This window comes from Halomonas sp., assembly GCF_052095765.1.
In the GTDB taxonomy this organism is placed as follows: domain Bacteria; phylum Pseudomonadota; class Gammaproteobacteria; order Pseudomonadales; family Halomonadaceae; genus Halomonas.
Map to the genome: position 1 here is coordinate 1 of NZ_JBQDJZ010000149.1, position 3,229 is coordinate 3,229.

The window sequence follows — 3,229 nt, forward strand, 5'->3', positions numbered from 1 at the left end:
AGTCAGCTGAAAATCGCTCCACACGCTGGCATCACCGCCACCCACCCAGGAACCTGCGGGGTCACGCAAACCATAGTTTTCAGCATTGCCGCTCCAGTTGGCTTCGGACTCCACCAATATCAAGGAGGCACTGATCAACACCTGCTGATGCCTGGCCGCTACCGCTGCTAGCTGGGGCGGTGGTGCCGGCCACAACTCCCCCTGGCCGAGGCGTGGCACCAGAAGGGTCAAGGTGAAGAACTCGGTATGGCGCTCCCATTTCAGGACTTGGCCGCCAAGGTCGATGACCTCCTGGGCGGCCTCCATGTCAGGCGACTTGCCAGTGATTTCGCTGAGTCGGCCGAGAATGTCTGCGGCCACATCGCCGGCATCAAGAAAGGCGTAGTGGTGAAGATGTGCTGGCTCTTCAAAGTGGATTGAAGGCCGGGCGTGGAGCTCATTGTGCAGGCGCGCGCGCTGTGGGTGCATGTCAGTTTCCTGAAAGAGAAAGATCCACCGAAACTAGAGACAGATCGGATGCAGGCCAAGTCCTCTCGTCTGCTCGCTCAACTCCATAGCTCAGACAGCGGCGTATTCGGCGAATAGTGGTGAGCGATCTGGGCCTGCAGCAGCTCGGCCGTAGCCAGCGCATCCACCAGCGCATTATGCCCCTGATAGAGCGGCAGCCCGTAGCGCGCTCGGCTGTCGAAAAGCCGTATGGAAGCCGGTGGCCGCCCGATCCAGCGTCTGAAACGCGCCAGCAGTGACTGGCGATGAATGCTCGCCTCCAGCGACATGGTATCGATAACAGGAAACACGATCCCCTCACCACGCCGCTGCTTTACTGCACGATCCAGAAACTGCCGCTCGATATGCCGGTAGTGCACTACCACGATCTTTCCGGCCAGCATCTCAAACAGCTCATCAAGAAACTCGTCCAGATCCGGCGCCTGAGCGATATCGCTGTGGGTGATGTGGTGAAAGGTGACCGACTCGGGAATCAGCGGCTGCCTGGGACACACAATCCGGTGTTGCCGCTGACTCAGGGGGATGCGCTCAAGGGTAAAAGGCACCAGGCCCACACTGACGATCCCGTGACGCCGTGGGTCCAGCCCGGTGGTTTCCATATCCATAGCCACCATGGGCACTTCGCTGATCGGCGTCTCGGCTGACGGCAGCGGATGGTGATAGTAGCGGCGTGAAAGCGCGGTATGTGCCTCTACCTGGCGCTGCGCCAGGTACTCGGGCCAACCCGGCGCTGCCTGTCTGCTCGGAGCCTTGATCATGTTTGCCTGCCGGACCTTAACGCGAAGTCATCGGATAGCGGAACTTGAGAAATTTCTGGGCATTACTCAACACCTGGAAGGCGTCCTTCAGAGCGTGGCGCTCCGTCGACGACACCAGCTCAGGCTCGATATTGTTATCGGGCACCTGATCGTTGTTAACACTGAGTGCCTGATGGCGGATTCGCGACATCGACATGGCCTCCAACGCATAGCGCAGCCGGTCGCTGACGCCGGCTGCCAGCAGCTGAGTCTTGTCGATATCATCCAGCCGCTCGTAGCTGTTCTGCGCCCGGGAACCACAGGCCAGGGCATGCACGCGGATCAGGTCAACCAGCGGCGCCAGCCCGCGACGCTTGAGATTGATCGTGTTGTTGTGCTTACCATCCTTTTCCATCACGAAGGTACGGAAGAAGCCCAGCGGCGGCGTGCGGTTCAGTGAATTACGTCCCATGGCAGCGAGGAAACGGGGATGCTGTCTGGCCTTGCTGGCCACCAGTTCCTGCAGCTCCTCCACAAACACGTTTTCGCCATGCACCGGGTCAAGGTCGAAAAAGATCGAGCTGTGCAGCAGGCGCTCGGGGTTCGGCTCTTCGATCCACTCGGTGAAGTAACGCTTCCACACCGACAGCGGCTGACGCCAGCGGTCGTTAGTGGCCATGATGTCACCCTTGCAGTAAGGGTAGCCGCAGGCATCAAGACCATCAGTGAGAATTTTTGCCATCGCCTTGAAATACTCGTCGTGCTGGTCAGGATCAAAATCATCAGCCAGCACCAGAGCATTGTCCTGGTCCGTCACAATCACTTGTTCATTACGCGCCATGGAGCCCAGTGCCATCAAGCAATAGGCCACTGGCGGCGGCCCTAGCTCTTCCTCGGCAAGCTCCAGCAGCCGGCGCGTAAAGCTGCGGCCGATGGTCGACAGCGCACTGCCTACCGTCTGCGAGTCTGCGCCCTCTTCCACCAGGCGCGTGAAGGTGGCGCGCACATCTGGCGCCAGCCGCGCTAGGCCCTCAACACTGGGCTGGTTAAGAATATTGCTGACCAGATAAAGGCTGCTTTGCGTCTCGTAACGAATAATGTCGGAGAGGTGCACGATGCCGATGGGATTGCGACGGTGCATCACTGGCAGGTGATGGACGTTGTTACGCAGCATGCACAGCATGGCTTCCTGAACCGACTCGTCAGACTGTACAGCAATGAGTCGCTCGCCAATCACTTCTGACACCGGTGTATCAGCCGGCAGACCTTCGGCCACCACCTTAGTGCGAAAATCGCTGTCGGTAAGAATTCCACGCACCTGCCAGGGGCGCTCTTCACTGTCGCTGAAGACATAGCGGGAGTCAGGGCTGGGCGAATCAATCACCAGCACTGCCGATGCCTGGAAGGCCGTGATTTGTCGCGCGGCCTCCTGAACCGTGGTCGATGCGTCAACCATTACCGGGTAACGGCTTACCAGCTTGCGAATGCGCGTGACCAGCATGTCGTTACTTTTACGGTACTGATCTACTGAGCTTTCCATGCGCGACCGCTGGAGTTCGACAAAGTCGGCAAAGATATTATCTATCTTGCACAGGTGCTGGAACACCTCATCAGGAATGAAATAGATGAGGGTGTCTTCCATGGCTTTGGCCGGATAGCCCACCGGGCAGTGACGCAACAAGCTGAACTGGCCGAAGATATCGCCCTCACCCAGGCGGTTATGCAGCTCACCACCGCGCCGGTAGACCTCCACGGCACCGCTGCGGATGTAACACAGATGCTCCAGCGTCTGATCAAGCTCAAGAATATCTGTGCCCGCTTTGAAGTAAGCCACCTCAACGGAGTCCGCCACCTCATCAAGCTGCTCATCCGTCAGTGCCTCGAAGGGAGAAAAGCGCGCCAGGTGTTGACGGACCTCCATCAGTTCAACGCTCATAGCAACAGCCCCACAGTATAATCGTCTGCAGACAGTCTGAAAGCCGACC

General features: G+C 58.6%; 3 protein-coding genes. All 3 read right to left on the bottom strand.

Annotated features, from left to right (window positions below):
• Nucleotides 1–468, bottom strand: a 468-nt coding sequence (locus ACTH3D_RS12890) for a DUF3422 family protein (protein ID WP_441667544.1), incomplete at its 3' end; no start/stop codon positions are given.
• Nucleotides 469–545: 77 nt separating this feature from the next.
• Nucleotides 546–1,265: a 3'-5' exonuclease gene (locus ACTH3D_RS12895; protein ID WP_441667545.1), complete on the bottom strand. Its 720-nt coding sequence runs from the start codon at nucleotides 1,263–1,265 to the stop codon at nucleotides 546–548.
• Nucleotides 1,266–1,281: 16 nt separating this feature from the next.
• Nucleotides 1,282–3,180: a DUF294 nucleotidyltransferase-like domain-containing protein gene (locus ACTH3D_RS12900; protein WP_441667546.1), complete on the bottom strand. Its 1,899-nt coding sequence runs from the start codon at nucleotides 3,178–3,180 to the stop codon at nucleotides 1,282–1,284.
• Between the last annotated feature and the right edge of the window lie 49 nt (nucleotides 3,181–3,229).

Excerpts from the sequence above, each read along its gene's own strand:
- ACTH3D_RS12900 (WP_441667546.1), bottom strand. The coding sequence starts at position 3,180 with ATGAGCGTTGAACTGATGGAGGTCCGTCAACACCTGGCGCGCTTTTCT.
- ACTH3D_RS12895 (WP_441667545.1), bottom strand. The coding sequence starts at position 1,265 with ATGATCAAGGCTCCGAGCAGACAGGCAGCGCCGGGTTGGCCCGAGTAC.